Raw genomic sequence first — 14532 nt, forward strand, 5'->3', positions numbered from 1 at the left:
ACGCGGAAGCGGAAGCGGAAGCGGGCGCAGACGCGGGAGCAGACGCGGGAGCAGGCGGCGATCCGTTCACGTCATCAAGTTCGTAGTCTCCAGCGGGTAGGAGCCAACGCGGCACGTCGGCGTGCCGCGCAGCCGAGGCACGCCGCGCAGCCGAGGCACGCCGCTCAGTCATAGATCGCCTCCACCAGCCACTGGCCGCCCTCGACCGCGAGCAGCAGGGCGGCCCCGTCGGCCAGGCAGACCTGGAACCGGGCCCGGCGGCGGGCCTCGGCCGGTGCCCACCAGCGCTCGTCCACCGGCCACGGGCCGGCCCAGCCGACGATCTCGGCCGGCCGGCCGGCGCCGACGGTCAGCCGGGCCGGCGCGGCGCTGACCGCCAGCCGGGCGCTGACCACGACCGGCTCGCCGGCGGCGTCGTGCACGGCGGCCGGCAGCGGGGTGGGCAGCACCACGGCCGGCGCGGGCGGCGGGATCCGCCCCGGCCACGGCGGCACTGGGACCGCCGCCGCCCGGGAACGAATGGACACGGCCCGTTCGGGTGCGGCAGCGGACGGCGGGGGCTCGGCGGTCGGCAGGGGTGGCGGGCCGGGGCGGGCGGGCAGGCGCTCGTCGCCCCACGGGACCAGGCGCACCTGGTCGGCCGGGGAGCGCCCGCCGCCGAGCACGGCGGTGACCACCGCCTCGGGACCGAGGATGCCCTGCACCCGGCTCAACGCGCGGTGCGCCCGCTCCCGCTCCTCGCCCGTCTCCCCCCACAGGCCGGGTTGCAGGCCGGCCTGGGCGAGCACCCCGTCCGGCACCAGCCGCAGCCGGATGATCCCGGCGGTGGGGCGGGCCGGGCGGGCGCCGCCCCGGCCGTTGCTGCCGGAGAGCCAGCCGTCGAGCTGCCAGCGGACCCGGTCGGCGATGGCCGCGGCGGTGAGCAGGCCGTCGTGCCGCCAGACCCGGTGCAGCTCCTGGCCGTGCGCGGTGACCGCCTCGATGCCGAGCCGGGTGCAGGCCAGCCCGTGCGCGGCCAGCCGCTCGTGCAACTGTTCGGCGAGCGTCCGGGCGGCGAACGCCGCGGCGTCGACCCGGTCGATCGGCTCGTCGTGGTCGGCGGTGACGGTCAGGTCGGCGGGCGGCTGCCGGACCGCGAGCGGCCGGTGGTCCCGGCCGGCGGCGAGCTGGTGGGCCAGCGCCCCGTCGAAGCCGAACCGGGCCAGCACGTCCCCGGGGGGCAGCGCGGCGAAGTCGCCGAGGGTGCGCACGCCCAGCCGGCGCAGCAGGTCGGTCAGGGCGGGCCGGCCGAGCGCCTCGACGGGCAGGCCGGCCAGGAACTCCGGGGTCCCGCCGGGGGCCACGATCCGCCCGTCCCGGGCGGCCAGCCCGGCGGCGAAGACCCCGTCGGCGATGCCGACCTGGCTCTCCACCGCGCAGGTCTGGGCGACGTGCTCGACGATCCGCTCGGCCGCCGCCTCCTCGCCGCCGAGGTAGCGGCTGGGGCCCCGGGCGGCCAGCGCGCAGGCCCCAGGGCGGATCACCTCGACCCCGGCGACCACCTCCTCGACGGCGGCCACCACCGGCTCGAACGCCCGGGCGTCCCGGGCGGGATCGTGGTCGACGACGGTGAGCTGGGGGCAGCGCCCCTGCGCCTCCCGCCGGCGCAGCCCCCGGCGCACGCCCTCGGCGCGGGCCCGCTCGGAGCAGGCGACCACCCGGTTGGCGTGCAGCACCACGACCGGGTCGGTGGCCGGCACCCCGTCGACGATCTCGGCGGCGAGGACCGGCCAGTCCGGGCACCAGAGCAGCAGGGTCCGCGCCGGCGCACCGCTCATGCCGACCCGACCACGGTGAGCGGCCGGACGGCGGCGGCCGGGGCCACCACGCTGAGCCGGCGGCCGGCGGTGCGGACGGCGCCGGCGCCGGTCGACCGGGGGATCACCCGGGTCAGCTCGTCGCCGGGCAGCCAGACCTTGATCTCCTTGGGGCGGGCGGCCGCGCCCCGGCCGCGGGCCGAGACGGTCACCTCCCGGCGGCGCAGCCGGCCCCGGCCGGGCCCGAGCCCCTCCCAGACCCCGCGGACCACCTGGAGCGTCACGTCCGCGCCGTCCCACCGGCCGTACGGGACGAGCACGCTGCCGCGCTGCCGGGCCCGGGCGGCCAGCCGGTTGGCGACCGAGGCGGAGACCGTGGTCGGCACGGCCGTGACCACCACGTCGACCCCGTCGATGAGCGCCGCGACGACGGTGGGCCACTCCGGCCCGGGGTTCGGCACCAGGGCGAGCCGGTCCAGGGCGATGCCGGCCTCGGCCGCCGCGCCGGCCCCGAAGGTGGGCACACCGACCACGGCGCACCACGAGCCGGCCCGGGACGCCTCGGCGAGCAGGGCGAGGATCAGGGAGGTGGCGCCGCTGCGGCGGGGCTGGCCGGCGCCGACCGCGATGGTGCTGCCGCGCCGCAGCCCGCGGTTGGGCAGCAGCCCGGTCAGCTCGGGCCGGACGGGGAGCACCCGGTGGCCGCCCGCCGGGTCGGGCGCGCTGGCCGGGCGTACCAGATCGGCAAGGGCGGCGGAACCGACCACCATGCGGCCCGCCATCGGACCAACCCCCCGTCGTGTTTCGGCCACGGGCACCGGCCCGTGGATGGTGCTGTGGATCGTGCGGTGCGGGACGCGGTCAGCGGCCCGGCGCGGCGTGCTCGCCGGCGCCGGGAGTGGCGCCCGGCCACCCGGGGTCCCGCCGGTGGTGGCCGGGCGCCACGACTCAGGCGGCGGCTGCTCCGGGTCGCGGCGTGGCGTCAGGCCCGCCGCGACCGAGCGGCCTGTGCAGCCCGTCGAGCGCCGGTTGGTGGGCCAGGCCGAGCGCGGTCTCCACCACGGTCACGAACTCCTCGGCGGCGCGGAGCAGGTCGTCGGCCTCCCGGGCGGTGACCACCCGGGGGATGCCGGCCTCGGCGGCGGCCCGCTTGCTGGCCCCGGCGGCGAAGTAGGCGGCCCACTCGTCCAGCTCGGGGGCGACGGCGGCGAGCAGCACCCAGACGCTGGTGATCCGGTTGCGCCGGGTCGGTGCGGGGCGGGCGCGGGCGGCCAGCAGGGCGGCGGCGGCGCGCAGCGCGGCGAGGTGGGCGGCGGCGTACCGGAGGCCGTCGGGGCGGGTCCGGGCTGCCTCGGCCAGGCCGTGGCGGGCCACCACGAGCAGCTGGGCGGGGGTGCGGTGCGGCAGCACGTGCGCGGGCACCGTGGGCGCCTGGGCCGGACTGGTCGACATGGTCTCTCCTCCGCGTGGGCCGGGGCGGGGCGGCCGCGCGACGGGGATCCGTCGCCCGGGACGCCCGGAACGGGCGGTGCGGAGGAAGACGCACCCGGTGGGGCCGGCCGGGTGTGGACGCTTCCCCACACCACACCCGGCCGGCGTACCGGCGGGTCCGTCGCCCGCCGCCCGGGGGTCGTGGGCGGCGGGCGACGATCCTGCCTTGACGGGTCCGGACTCGCGACTGTCCGGAGCCCGGTGCGGTCCGCGGAACCGCACCTCCCGGGAGCCGGAGCCGCGAAACACCGCTCCCGGACGTTGGAACGAGCGTACGACTGAATCGAACACTCGTTCTAACTGCCCTGACAGTACACCCCCCCTCCGACGAAAACGCAACGTGTGACGCGCCGGGGAAGACGGCGGATTCTCAGGGCGCGCACAGCATCGACAAAGGAGCCGCCGAACTCCGGGCTCCAGGGTTGACGACATGAACGCCAGCCGTACCGAGAAGAACCCCCGGTGACCGCCGCCGTCGCCGGCCGGCGGACCCCGCGCCGGGCCCTGCCGGCGGCCCCCGCCTGGTGGGCCGACGTGGCCGCCAGCGCCGCGGCGCTCAGCCTGCTCGTGGTCACCGCGCTCTGGACCGCGGACCGCGGCGTGCAGGAACTGCTGGGCGGCGGGGCCACCGGCCTCACCTCGCTCGGCCGGCTCGCCGGCCTGGTCAGCGCCGACCTGATGCTCGTCCAGGTGGTGCTCATGGCCCGGGTGCCGCTGATCGAGCGGCGCTTCGGCCAGGACCGGATCGCCCGCTGGCACCGGCTCACCGGCTTCACCTCGTTCCACCTGCTCCTGGCGCACGTGCTGCTGACCGTCCTCGGGTACGCCGGCACCGCCCGCCGGGGGGTGCTCGCCGAGACCTGGGACCTCGTCGTCACGTACCCGGGGATGCTGCTGGCCACCGCGGCGCTGGCCCTGCTGGTGCTCGTGGTGGTGACCTCGGTCCGCGCGGCCCGGCGCCGGCTGCGCTACGAGTCCTGGCACCTGCTGCACCTGTACGCCTATCTGGGCGTCGCGCTGGCGCTGCCGCACCAGCTCTGGACCGGCGCCGACTTCGTCGCCTCGCCGCTGGCCCGCGCCTACTGGTGGACCGTCTACCTGCTGGCGCTGGCCAGCGTGCTGGTCTGGCGGCTCGGGCTGCCCGCCTGGCGTTCCCTGCGGCACCGGATCGAGGTGGCCGCCGTGGTCCCCGAGGCACCCGGGATCACCTCGGTCTGGCTGCGCGGGCGCGACCTGCACCGGCTGCCCGTCCGGGCCGGGCAGTTCCTGCTCTGGCGGTTCCTGGACGGCCCCGGCTGGTCCCGGGCCCACCCGTACTCGCTGTCCGCGCCACCGAACGGCGACCTCATGCGGATCACGGTCAAGGACCTGGGCGACGGCAGCGCCCGGGTGGCCGCCCTGCGCCCCGGCACGCGGGTGCTCGTCGAGGGGCCGTACGGGCGGCTCACCGGGGAGCACTGGCGCGGCGGCGGGATCACCATGCTGGCCTGCGGGGTCGGCATCACCCCGCTGCTGGCGCTGCTCTGGGAACTGCCGTACGCGCCCGGCCGGGCGGTGCTGCTCTACCGCGCGCGTACCCCCGCCGACCTGGCCTTCCGGGCGGAGCTGGACCGGCTCGCCGCCGAGCGCGGGCTGGTCGTGCACCACCTCGTCGGCCCCCGGGCGGCGCGCCCGTCCTGGCTGCCGGCCTACGCCGAGGGGCTCTCCGACGCGGAGGCGCTGCGCCGGCTCTCCCCCGGCGTCGCCGGCCACGACGTCTTCCTCTGCGGACCGGACGGCTGGGTCGACGCCGCCCGCGCCGCGATCCGCGCGGCGGGGGTCCCCGACGCGCACGTCCATCACGAACGTTTCGCCTGGTGACAGGCGCGAAGGGAGGATCCGTGCGACGGATCACCGGCTGGCTGCTCTCCACCGTGGCGGCGCTGGTGCTGCTGTTCAGCTACCGGACCAGCACCATGGGCGCGGGCGGGGAGAGCAGCGCGATCACCTCGGGCGCGGACGGCTCGACCGGCAGCACCTGGCGCGGCACGAGCGACGGCACCGGCTCCTCGACCGGCGACGACAGCGGCGGCGACGACAGCGGCGGCGGCCGGGTCAGCGGCGGCAGCGGCACGGCCACCGGGTCGGTGGCGCAGACCCGGTGGGGGCCGGTGCAGGTGGAGATCACCGTCTCCGGCGGGAAGATCACCCACGTCACCGCGGTGCAGGTGCCCGACGGCAACCACCGGGACCAGGAGATCAACGACTACGCCGTGCCGATCCTGCGGCAGGAGACCCTGACCGCGCAGAGCGCGCGGATCGACACGGTCTCCGGGGCCACCGTCACCAGCGACGGCTACCGCGAGTCCCTCCAGTCCGCGATCGACGCGGCGCACCTGAAGTGAGCGGGACCGTGACCGAACCGGACCGGCGCGCCTGGGTGGCGCAGGTGATGGGGCTGCCGGTGAGCGTGCACCTGCGCGGCCCCGGGGTGCGCACCGACGCCGTGGCCGAGCGGGTGGCGCGGGTCTTCGCCGAACTGCGCGACGTGGACGCGACGTTCAGCACGTACCGGCCGGACAGCGTGCTGGGCCGGCTCGGCGGGGCGATGCCCGACCCGGCGGCCGCGGATCCGCTGGTGCGCGAGGTGGTCGAGCGCTGCGAGGCGGCCCGCGTCCGCACCGGCGGGTGGTTCGACGCCCGGCGGCTGCCGCTGCCCGGCGGGGGCACCGGCTTCGACCCGTCCGGCCTGGTCAAGGGATGGGCGGTGGAGCGGGTGGCACGCTGGCTGGCGCTGCCCGACCACGACCTGTGCCTCAACGCCGGCGGGGACGTGCTGCTGCGCACCGCGCCGGGCCGGCCGGCCTGGCGGGTCGGGATCGAGGACCCGGAGCGCCCCGAGCGGCTGCTCGACGTCGTCGAACGCCCGCACGGCGCCGTCGCCACGTCCGGCACCGCGCGGCGCGGCGCGCACATCACCGACCCGCGCGCCGGGCGGCCGGCCGAGGCCGTCCGGTCGGTCACCGTGGTCGGCCCCGAGCTGCTGTGGGCCGACGTGTACGCCACCGCGGCCGTCGCCCGCGGCGCGGACGCGCTCGACTGGCTGGCCACCCTGGACGGGTACGCGGCCCTGCTGGTGGACGCCACCGGCGGGATCCGGACCACCCCGGACTGGCCCGGCTCCCGGCCGGCGGCTCAGACCCGCGCCGCGTAGTCGGGCAGGTCGGCCTCGGTGGCCAGCGAGCCGGTGCTGCGGACCAGCATCGACTGGACCGGCCGGGTGGCCAGCAGCCGGTCCCGCAGCCACAGCCCCCAGCCGGTGGCCGGGGCGAGGAAGTGCCCGGGGCTGGCGCCGCGCTGCCAGCGGCCGGCGTAGCCCCGCATCCGCCGCTCGTACGCGGGCAGCGCCACCCGGTGGTCGCCGCCGGCCAGGGCCAGCTCACCGGCGAGCACGTACGCCCCGACCAGCCCGGTGCCGACCCCCATCCCGCCGAGGGTCACCCCCCAGGCCGCGTCGCCGAGCAGCACCGCCCGGCCGGCGTGCCAGCGGGGCACGCTGACCCGGGCGATCGCGTCGAAGTAGAGCTCGGGCGCGGCGCGCAGCCCGGCGAGCAGCCGGGGCACGTGCCAGCCCAGCCCGGCGAAGGCGTCGGTGATCAACGCCTTCTGCCGGTCGAGGTCGAGCCGCTCGTGGTCCTGCCGGGGCGAGGCGAACACGACGAGGGCGCCCGCCCGACCCGGCTCGCGCTGGTCGGCGGCCACGCTGGCCATCCGCCCGGGCACGTTGTACTGCCGGGGCACGGTGTCGAAGCCGCCGTCGTCGGGCACGTCCCAGCCGGCCAGGTGGTAGCCGAGGTGGCGGACGTACGCGGACTCGGGCCCGAACGCGAGCCGCCGCACGCCGGAGTGCAGCCCGTCCGCCCCGACCACCAGGTCGACGGTGCGGGAGGCGCCCCGGGCGAGGTCGACCCGCACGCCGTCGGCGGTCTCGGTGAGCGCGGTGATCCGGTCGCCGAACACGTACCCGACGCGGTCGGCGCCGCGCTCGTAGAGGATCCGGGACAGGTCCCGGCGGAGGACCTCCAGCTCGCCGCCGGCGAACTCGGCCGGCAGCCGGAAGATCTCCCGGTCGTGCTCGTCCACCCGGCTCATGGCCCCGGCGTGGGTCTGCACCGCGCGCAACTCGTCGAGCACGCCCATGGCGGCGAGCACGCCGAGGTGGGTCGGGCCGCGGAAGTCCACCGCGAAGCCGCTGGTCCGCAGCGCGGGCGCGGCCTCGACGACGGTGACCTCGGCCCCGTGCCGGGTCAGCCACCAGGCGACCGCCGGGCCGGCCACCCCGGCGCCGGAGACGAGCACGCGGAAACCGCGAAGTGGAGTGGGCATGTCTTCCCCCGGTTCTAAACTGTGTCCCTTGGATACAGAGTACTCTAGACACAGTTTTGAGCCGAGGACAAGAGGGGTGACCGTGGAGACCGGTGGCGTCGACCAGGGCCGGCTGTTCGAGCTGCTGTGGGGGGCTCCGACCGCCCCCCGGCGCGGGCCGCGCCCCACCCTCACCCTCGCTGCGATCGCCCGCGCCGGCATCGCCATCGCCGACACCGACGGGCTCGACGGGCTGACCATGCAGCGGGTCGCCGAGTCGTTGGACGTCACCAAGATGGCGCTCTACCGGTACGTGCCCGGCCGCGCCGAACTGGTGGCGCTCATGCTGGAGACGGCGATCGGCGAGCCGCCCCCACCGCCGGCCGGGGCCGACTGGCGCGGCCGGCTCGACGACTGGGCGCGGCAGCTCTTCGACCGGTTCCGCCGGCACCCCTGGGCCCAGGCGGCGACCGCCGGCCCCCGACTGCCCGGCCCCAACGAGCTGGCCTGGCTGGAACGGGTGGTCGCCGCCCTCGCCGGCACCGGGCTGACCGGCGGCGAGCAGCTCGACGTCGCGGTGCTCCTGGTCGGGCACGCCCGCAACCTGGCCCAGCACGCGGCGCCCGACGACGCGCCCGGCGCGGGCCGGGAGGCCGCCTTCGGCGTCCTGATCCGCGGCCGGGAGGAGCGGTTCCCGGCGCTGGACGCCGCCCTGCGCGACACCGACCCGGAGGCCCCCGACGCGGCCCTCGACTTCGGCCTGGCGCGGATCCTCGACGGCATCGACGCGCTCATCACCACCCGCTCGGCCCGTCGATCATGAAGTTGTCGCGACCCGGAGCGGCGTGTCGCGACAACAACCTCATGATCGACGCGCCCGGCGGTGGGACCGGACGCGGTGGGGAGGGCGCGGTGGGGAGAATGAACGGCATGCAGCCACACCCGAACGTGCAGGCGGTGCAGCGGGCGCTCGACGACGCGGGCGCGCGGGACGGCTCCGGCGGCCCGAGCCAGGTCCGCCTGCTGCCCGAGGCCGTGCACACCGCCGCCGCGGCGGCCGAGGCGCTCGGCGTCGGCGTCGGCGCCATCGCCAACTCGCTCGTCTTCGACGCCGACGACGCGCCCCTGCTGGTGCTCACGTCCGGCGCGCACCGGGTGGACACCGCCGGGCTGGCCGCGTCCCTCGGGGTCACCCACCTGCGCCGGGCCACCCCGGAGTTCGTCAAGCGGCACACCGGGCAGGTGATCGGCGGGGTCGCCCCGATCGGCCACCCGCAGCCGCTGCGCACCCTCGTGGACACCGCGCTGGCGGCGTACGACGAGGTGTGGGCGGCCGGCGGCGTGCCGCGGGCGGTCTTCCCCACCACGCACGCGGAGCTGCTGCGACTCACCTCCGGCACCCCGCACGAGGTGGCGTGACCCCGGACCTCGTCACGCTGCACGTGTGGCGGATCCCCCGCACGGCCGTCCCCCGGGCGCTGGCCCGGATGGCGGCCCACCCGGCGCGGCTGCGCCGGCTGCCCGGCGTCCGGTTCGCCAAGCTGCTCGGCACCGGGACCGGCACCGGGTTCGGCCCCGGCGACGCCGACCTGACCCGGTGGGCCGCCCTCGTGGTGTGGGACTCGCCCGCCGCGGCGGCCGGCTTCGACGCCTCCCCGGTCGGCCGCTCCTGGGCCCGGCTCGCCCGGGCCGGCGTCCGGGTGGAGCTGCGCCCGCTGACCAGCCGGGGCGAGTGGTCCGGCCGCCGGCCGTTCGGCGAGCCGTCCGGCGGCCGGGTCGCCGGGCCGGTGCTGGCGCTGACCCGGGCCCGGCTGCGGGCCCGCCGGGCGGCCACCTTCTGGCGGGCCGTCCCGCCGGTCGCCACCGCCCTGCACGCCGCGCCCGGGCTGCTCGCCCGGTTCGGCGTCGGCGAGGCCCCGCTGGGCTGGCAGGGCACGGTGAGCGTGTGGCGCGACACGGCGGACCTCGTCGCGTTCGCGTACCGTCACCCGGAGCACCGGACCGCGATCACCCGTACCCCCACCGAGGGCTGGTACGCGGAGGAACTGTTCGCGCGGTTCGCGGTGGTCGACGTGGTCGGTGACCGCGCGGTGCTGGGGTGGGCCGCCCCCGAGAGCAGCCCGGAAACGGCGAGAGGGAACGCATGAGGTTGGTGCGGTGGACGCCGGACGATCTGGTCCGGCGGCTGGACGACGTGGTGGCCGTCTACGGCGAGGCGATGGGCTACCGCGCCGACCTGCTGGAGGCCCGGCGCGGCTACATCGCCACCCACGTCCGCCGGCCCGGCTTCCGCGCCGTCGCCAGCCTGACCACCGAGGGACACCTGGCCGGCTTCGGGTACGGCTACCTCGGCGCCGCCGGCCAGTGGTGGCACGACCAGGTGCACCGGGCGCTGGACGCCGACGCCCGGCAGCGCTGGCTGACCCACTGCTTCGAGGTGGTCGAGCTGCACGTCCGCCCGCCCGCGCAGGGGCACGGCCTGGGCGCCGGCCAGCTGCGCGCGCTGCTCACCATGGCCGAGGGGAGCACCACCCTGCTCTCCACGCCGGAGGCCGACGAGCAGAAGTCCCGGGCCTGGCGGCTCTACCGCCGGTTCGGCTTCGTCGACATCCTGCGCCACTTCCACTTCCCCGGCGACGAGCGGCCGTTCGGCGTGCTCGGCCGGGACCTGCCGCTGCCCCCACCCGGCCCGGGCGGAGCCCCCGCACCGGACAAACCATGACCCGGGGCCGGCTGCCCTGGGCGCTGCTGGCCGTCCTGGTCCTGGCCCAGATCTGCTACCCGCTCACCGGCGGCGCGACCCGGGCCGGGCTGACCGTGGCCACCGTGGTGCTCGGCTGGCTCCTCTCCGTGGGGCACGCCCTGCTCAGCCGGGGCACGCGCACCGCGCTCGCCCTGGTCGCCGTGGCCACCGGCGGCGGCTTCGCGATCGAGGCGCTCGGCGTGGCCACCGGCTTCCCGTTCGGCAGCTACGACTACTCCGGCGAGCTGGGCCCGAGGCTGGCCGGAGTGCCGCTGATCATCCCGCTGGCCTGGACGTGGATGGCCTGGCCGGCCTGGCTCACCGCGGCCCGGCTCACCGGCTCCCGCCCGGGCCGGGTCGCCCTGGCCGCGGTCGGGCTGGCCGCCTGGGACCTCTTCCTCGACCCGCAGATGGTCGCCGAGGGCTACTGGCGCTGGCGGGACGCCACCCCGGCCCTGCCCGGCCTGCCCGGCATCCCGGTCAGCAACTACCTCGGCTGGCTGCTCTTCGCGGTGCTGCTCATGACCGCGCTGCGCCCGCTCGCCGGGCCGACCGTCGACCGCACCGACGCCCGGGACGCACCGATGTTCGCGCTCTACCTGTGGACGTACACCTCCAGCGTGCTGGCGCACGCGGTCTTCCTCCGGCTGCCCGCCTCGGCGCTCTGGGGCGCGGCCGGGATGGCGGTGGCCGCCGCGCCGCTGGCGGTGACGCTGCTGCGCGCCCGCCGGGACGGGGCCGGTCGCGGGGCGGCGCAACCGGCGCCCCGCGTCGACGCGCCGGCATGATTCCCGCGCTCGTCCTGGTCGCGGCGGTCGCCGCGCTCACCGCGCACACGCTGGTCAACGCCACCGCGTGGCTGCGCCGCCCCGGCGCCGGCCCGGTCGAGGTCACCGAGGCGGTGGCGGTGCTGCTGCCGCTGCGCGACGAGGCCGACCGGGTCACCCCGTGCCTGCGGGCGCTGCTCGCCCAACGCGGCGTGCCGGAGCTGCGGATCGTGGTGCTCGACGACGGCTCGACCGACGGCACCGCCGACGTGGTCCGCGCGGTGGCCGGCGGCGACCCCCGGGTCACCCTGCTCACCGGGGTCGCCCCGCCGCCCGGCTGGCTGGGCAAGCCGCACGCCTGCTGGCAGCTCGCCACCCGCACCGATCCCGCCCCCACCGTGCTGGCCTTCGTCGACGCCGACGTGGTCCTCACCCCGTACGCGGTCGCCGCGGCGGTGACCGGGTTGCGCGCGGCGGGCGCGACGCTGCTGTCGCCGTACCCCCGGATCGTGGTGCGGACGGCGGCCGACCGGCTGGTGCAGCCGCTGCTGCAGTGGTTGTGGCTGACCTTCCTGCCGCTGCGCGCCATGGAACGCTCGCCGCGGCCGTCGCTCGCGGCGGCCGGCGGGCAGTTCCTGGTCGTGGACCGGGCCGGCTACCTGCGGGCCGGCGGGCACGCCGCGGTCGCCGACCGGGTCCTGGAGGACATCGAGCTGGCCCGGGCGGTGAAGCGGTCCGGCGGCCGGATCGCCCTGGCCGACGGCTCCCGGCTGGCCACCTGCCGGATGTACGACAACTGGCCGCAGCTGCGCGACGGCTACACCAAGTCGCTCTGGGCCTCCTTCGGGCACCCGGCCGCCGCCGCGGTGGTGGTCGCCCTGCTGCTCCTGCTCTACACCGCTCCCCCGCTGGTCGCGGCCGGTGCCCTGCTGGCCGGCGCGCCGGTGCCGGCCGGGCTCGCGCTGGCCGCCTACCTGCTCGGCGTCGCCGGGCGGGCGGTCAGCGCCCACGCCACCGGCGGACGGGCGTGGCCCGACGCGCTGGCACACCCCGTGTCGGTCGTGGTCCTCGGTTGGCTGACCCTGCGGTCGTACCATCTGCGGAAGCGACGCCGGCTCACCTGGCGGGGTCGTCCGGTCGGCTAGGAGGGGGCGGCATGGCGCGGATCGTGGTCATCGGCGCCGGCGTGGGCGGGCTCGCCGCCGCCGCCCGGCTGGCGGTCACCGGGCACGAGGTCACCGTCCTCGAACGGGCCGACACGGTCGGCGGGAAGCTGGGCCGGCACCGGCACGACACCCATGAGGGGTCGTGGCTCTTCGACACCGGGCCGAGCCTGGTCACCCTGCCCCAGGTGTTCCACGACCTGTTCGAGGCGACCGGCGCGAAGCTCGACGAATACCTGGACCTCGTGCCGCTGGACCCGATCGTCCGGCACGTCTTCCCCGGCGACGGTCCCACCCTGGACTCCTGCGCCGACCCGGCCGAGTTCACCGCCCGCGTCGGCGCGGCGTTCGGCGACCGGGCCGCCGCCGACTGGCAGCGGCTCTGGCGGCGGGCCGGCCGGGTGTGGGCGGCCTCGCACCGGGACGTGCTGCGCCGCGCCGTCGACTCCCCCCGGGACCTGGCCGGGCTGGCCTGGCGGCTGGGCGACCTCGCCGCCATCGGCCCCGGCCGCACCCTGCGCGGGCTCGGCCGCCGGCACCTGTCCGACCCGCGGCTGCGGATGCTGCTGGACCGCTACGCCACGTACACCGGCGCCGACCCGCGCCGCGCCCCGGCCGCGCTGGTCGCCGTCCCCTACGCCGAACTGGCGTACGGCGGCTGGTACCTGCGCGGCGGGCTGGGCACCCTGGCCGACGCGCTGCTGTCGCGCTGCCTGGACCTCGGCGTCGTGGTGCGGACCGGCGCCACGGTCACGCGGATCGACGCGGCCGGCGGCCGGGTGCACGGCGTACGCGTGGCCGGGGCGGCCGCCCCCGTCCCCGCCGACGTGGTGGTGGCCAACGTCGACGCGCTGACCGTCTACCGGGACCTGCTGCCCACCCCGCGCCGGCTGGCCGCGCTCACCGACCGCAGCCTGGCCGGGTTCGTGCTGCTCCTGGGCGTCCGCGGCGACTCCGGGCTGGCCCACCACACCGTCTTCTTCCCCCGCGACCACGACGCCGAGTTCGACGCGGTCTTCGGGGACCCGGGGCGGGGCGTCCGGGCCCGTCCCGCACCCGACCCGACCGTCTTCGTCACCGTGGCCGACGACCCGGCGGTCCGCCCGGACGGGCACGAGGCGTGGTTCGTGCTGGTCAACGCGGCCCGCCACGGCACCGCCGCGGGCGCGGTCGACTGGCGGCGGCCGGGGCTGGCCGAGGCGTACGCGGACCGGATCCTCGACGTGCTCGCCGAGCGGGGCGTGGACGTGCGGGACCGGCTGGCGTTCCGGGAGATCCGCACCCCGGCCGACCTGGACGCGGCGACCGGCGCACCGGGTGGGGCGATCTACGGCACCGCGGGCGGGCTGCTCCGCCCGGCCAACCGGGGCCCGGTGGCCGGGCTCTGGCTGGTCGGCGGCTCCAGCCACCCCGGCGGCGGCCTTCCCATGGTCACGCTGTCCGCGGAGATCGTCGCCGACGCCATCGGCCCGGCCTGGTAAGGCGCGGCCGGCCGGGGATCAGCCCGCGTCGACCAGGGCGCGGCGGACGGCGGAGAGCAGCTGGCCGAGGCCGAAGCCGGCCAGCAGCACCCAGACCGTGGTGGCCATGGTGATGGTGCCGGAGGTCAGGTCGGTGTCGATCAGCCCGGTGAGCCCCGCGACCACCAACCCGACCAGGGCCACGCACACCCGGGTGGGCCGCTCCCCCACGGTCACCGCCCCGATCTCCCGCATCCCGGCCGAGACCGCCCGCGCCCGCACGTACTCGTGCAGCCAGGACAGCCCCCCGGCCGCGGCGACCAGCGCGCCGGGCGCGCCGAGCAGCCAGAACGCGGTCAGCCAGGCGGCCTCGCCGAGCCGGTCGGCCACCGAGTCGTAGACGTAGCCGAGCCGGGTGGTGCGGTTGGTCGCCACCGCCACGGCGCCGTCGACGCTGTCCGCCACGGCTGCCAGCAGCACGAACAGCGCGCCCAGGAACGGCCCGTCGCCCGCCCGCCCCACCAGCAGGGGTACGCAGACGCAGAGCAGCACGCCCACCACGGTCACCGGGGTGGGGCCGACCCGCAGCCGGCCCAGGATGTAGCCCACGTGGTAGGCGAAGCGCAGCCAGGCGCGGACCACCGGCGCGGCCACCCGGGGATCGAAGCCGCCGTGCAGACGCGCCCACGCGGTCGCGTACTGGTCCCAGTTCAGCTGTGTGCCCACCACGGATCAACCGTAGAAGGGCGGCGGCGGTGTCGTGGGCCG

15 protein-coding genes are annotated in these 14532 nt (G+C 77.6%); 10 read left to right on the forward strand and 5 right to left on the reverse strand.

Translation table 11 applies throughout. From position 1 onward, the window contains the following. Positions 1-164 precede the first annotated feature (164 nt). From ACQP12_RS24595 to ACQP12_RS24605, 3 genes are all read right to left on the reverse strand, one after another. The gene (locus ACQP12_RS24595; RefSeq protein WP_433282364.1) at positions 165-1817 is read right to left on the reverse strand and encodes a DNA polymerase Y family protein; all 1653 of its coding nucleotides are present in this window, start codon (positions 1815-1817) and stop codon (positions 165-167) included. Continuing rightward, positions 1814-2578, reverse strand: a complete 765-nt coding sequence (locus ACQP12_RS24600) for a hypothetical protein (RefSeq protein WP_357939860.1) — start codon at positions 2576-2578, stop codon at positions 1814-1816. Before ACQP12_RS24600 ends, ACQP12_RS24595 begins: the two co-directional genes overlap by 4 nt. 166 nt (positions 2579-2744) lie before the next feature. Next, a complete protein-coding gene (locus tag ACQP12_RS24605) occupies positions 2745-3248 on the reverse strand; it encodes an SAV_6107 family HEPN domain-containing protein (RefSeq protein WP_357939858.1) in 504 nt (167 codons plus the stop codon). A gap of 501 nt (positions 3249-3749) precedes the next feature. Here ACQP12_RS24605 and ACQP12_RS24610 point away from each other — a divergent pair. Genes ACQP12_RS24610 through ACQP12_RS24620 form a run of 3 tightly spaced genes read left to right on the forward strand, consistent with a single transcriptional unit; the run spans position 3750 to position 6480 of the window. After that, the gene (locus ACQP12_RS24610; RefSeq protein WP_433282366.1) at positions 3750-5147 is read left to right on the forward strand and encodes a ferredoxin reductase family protein; all 1398 of its coding nucleotides are present in this window, start codon (positions 3750-3752) and stop codon (positions 5145-5147) included. Positions 5148-5167: 20 nt separating this feature from the next. Next, a complete protein-coding gene (locus ACQP12_RS24615; protein ID WP_433282368.1) occupies positions 5168-5671 on the forward strand; it encodes an FMN-binding protein in 504 nt (167 codons plus the stop codon). Positions 5672-5679: 8 nt separating this feature from the next. Further along, positions 5680-6480, forward strand: a complete 801-nt coding sequence (locus ACQP12_RS24620) for an FAD:protein FMN transferase (protein WP_433282370.1) — start codon at positions 5680-5682, stop codon at positions 6478-6480. On the opposite strand, the gene ACQP12_RS24625 is transcribed toward ACQP12_RS24620, so the two are convergent. Next, positions 6462-7652, reverse strand: a complete 1191-nt coding sequence (locus ACQP12_RS24625) for an FAD-dependent monooxygenase (protein WP_433282372.1) — start codon at positions 7650-7652, stop codon at positions 6462-6464. The two genes, ACQP12_RS24620 and ACQP12_RS24625, sit on opposite strands and share 19 nt — an antisense overlap. A gap of 76 nt (positions 7653-7728) precedes the next feature. Between ACQP12_RS24625 and ACQP12_RS24630 the strand changes: the two genes are divergently transcribed. The 7 genes from ACQP12_RS24630 (at position 7729) to ACQP12_RS24660 (ending at position 13785) form a co-directional block, all read left to right on the forward strand. Next, complete coding sequence (locus tag ACQP12_RS24630; protein ID WP_433282374.1) at positions 7729-8454, forward strand: TetR/AcrR family transcriptional regulator C-terminal domain-containing protein; 726 nt, start codon at positions 7729-7731, stop codon at positions 8452-8454. A 107-nt stretch (positions 8455-8561) separates the two neighbouring features. Further along, the gene (locus tag ACQP12_RS24635) at positions 8562-9050 is read left to right on the forward strand and encodes a YbaK/EbsC family protein (protein ID WP_357939846.1); all 489 of its coding nucleotides are present in this window, start codon (positions 8562-8564) and stop codon (positions 9048-9050) included. Further along, positions 9047-9778 carry a monooxygenase gene (locus ACQP12_RS24640; RefSeq protein ID WP_433282376.1) on the forward strand — a complete coding sequence of 244 codons (732 nt, stop codon included), beginning with the start codon at positions 9047-9049 and terminating at the stop codon, positions 9776-9778. Before ACQP12_RS24635 ends, ACQP12_RS24640 begins: the two co-directional genes overlap by 4 nt. Further along, positions 9775-10353, forward strand: coding sequence for a GNAT family N-acetyltransferase (locus ACQP12_RS24645; RefSeq protein ID WP_433282378.1), 579 nt, complete (start codon positions 9775-9777; stop codon positions 10351-10353). Before ACQP12_RS24640 ends, ACQP12_RS24645 begins: the two co-directional genes overlap by 4 nt. Next, complete coding sequence (locus ACQP12_RS24650; RefSeq protein ID WP_433282380.1) at positions 10350-11162, forward strand: carotenoid biosynthesis protein; 813 nt, start codon at positions 10350-10352, stop codon at positions 11160-11162. The genes ACQP12_RS24645 and ACQP12_RS24650 overlap by 4 nt, the downstream gene beginning before the upstream one ends. Beyond that, positions 11159-12286, forward strand: a complete 1128-nt coding sequence (locus ACQP12_RS24655) for a glycosyltransferase (protein ID WP_433282382.1) — start codon at positions 11159-11161, stop codon at positions 12284-12286. The genes ACQP12_RS24650 and ACQP12_RS24655 overlap by 4 nt, the downstream gene beginning before the upstream one ends. Positions 12287-12297: 11 nt before the next feature. Beyond that, entirely contained in the window at positions 12298-13785 is a 1488-nt protein-coding gene (locus ACQP12_RS24660; RefSeq protein ID WP_433282384.1) for a phytoene desaturase family protein, read from the forward strand. 18 nt (positions 13786-13803) lie between these two features. Here the strand turns inward: ACQP12_RS24660 and ACQP12_RS24665 are convergent, their stop codons facing one another. Next, the gene (locus ACQP12_RS24665) at positions 13804-14493 is read right to left on the reverse strand and encodes a CDP-alcohol phosphatidyltransferase family protein (RefSeq protein ID WP_357939834.1); all 690 of its coding nucleotides are present in this window, start codon (positions 14491-14493) and stop codon (positions 13804-13806) included. Positions 14494-14532 lie beyond the last annotated feature (39 nt).

Source organism: Micromonospora sp. CA-244673, assembly GCF_050948395.1.
Taxonomy (GTDB): domain Bacteria; phylum Actinomycetota; class Actinomycetes; order Mycobacteriales; family Micromonosporaceae; genus Micromonospora.

What these genes read in the sequence shown, in the direction of transcription:
- ACQP12_RS24595 (WP_433282364.1), bottom strand. Translation starts at nt 1,817, where the DNA reads ATGAGCGGTGCGCCGGCGCGGACCCTGCTGCTCTGGTGCCCGGACTGG.
- ACQP12_RS24600 (WP_357939860.1), bottom strand. Translation starts at nt 2,578, where the DNA reads ATGGCGGGCCGCATGGTGGTCGGTTCCGCCGCCCTTGCCGATCTGGTA.
- ACQP12_RS24605 (WP_357939858.1), bottom strand. Translation starts at nt 3,248, where the DNA reads ATGTCGACCAGTCCGGCCCAGGCGCCCACGGTGCCCGCGCACGTGCTG.
- ACQP12_RS24625 (WP_433282372.1), bottom strand. Translation starts at nt 7,652, where the DNA reads ATGCCCACTCCACTTCGCGGTTTCCGCGTGCTCGTCTCCGGCGCCGGG.
- ACQP12_RS24635 (WP_357939846.1), top strand. Translation starts at nt 8,562, where the DNA reads ATGCAGCCACACCCGAACGTGCAGGCGGTGCAGCGGGCGCTCGACGAC.
- ACQP12_RS24645 (WP_433282378.1), top strand. Translation starts at nt 9,775, where the DNA reads ATGAGGTTGGTGCGGTGGACGCCGGACGATCTGGTCCGGCGGCTGGAC.
- ACQP12_RS24650 (WP_433282380.1), top strand. Translation starts at nt 10,350, where the DNA reads ATGACCCGGGGCCGGCTGCCCTGGGCGCTGCTGGCCGTCCTGGTCCTG.
- ACQP12_RS24655 (WP_433282382.1), top strand. Translation starts at nt 11,159, where the DNA reads ATGATTCCCGCGCTCGTCCTGGTCGCGGCGGTCGCCGCGCTCACCGCG.
- ACQP12_RS24660 (WP_433282384.1), top strand. Translation starts at nt 12,298, where the DNA reads ATGGCGCGGATCGTGGTCATCGGCGCCGGCGTGGGCGGGCTCGCCGCC.